Genomic DNA, 366 nt, shown 5'->3' with positions numbered 1-366 from the left:
TCCCTGCATTAAGGTCACTTGCATCGGCATTAGGACTAGGCTTCTTCTCTCACTTCGAAGGAATAGCTGTAAATACGCTTTTACCTATTTTTGCATCTTTGGAACTATTGGTAAACTTATACAACTGGCACAAAAATAAAAACCATACCAGAGCTGTCTTCAGCATTCTAGGGCCTGTAGCAGTGCTATTAACGCTTTATCCTCTTTGGCTATATGATTGAAGCACATACCTATTTTACTTTGGTATTTGCTTAATGGTCGTTATGTCGGTTTTGGATATCGTAAAACCAGTAAGGGAGCAAACATGCAACGTATGGCTAATTGCCGTCGTTGAAACGATTAACGGTCAATGTCTGCTTTTCGCTC

General features: G+C 40.2%; 1 pseudogene. It reads left to right on the top strand.

The features are described 5' to 3' along the window. Positions 1-221, top strand: a pseudogene (locus tag CXF76_RS20755) (organomercurial transporter MerC); the annotation flags it as partial. Between the last annotated feature and the right edge of the window lie 145 nt (positions 222-366).

This window comes from Pseudoalteromonas sp. 78C3 (genome assembly GCF_002836695.1).
GTDB classification, from domain to species: Bacteria; Pseudomonadota; Gammaproteobacteria; order Enterobacterales; family Alteromonadaceae; genus Pseudoalteromonas; species Pseudoalteromonas arctica.
Note: the sequence above shows the minus strand (reverse complement) of the source record. Positions and strands in the feature narration are given on the sequence as shown.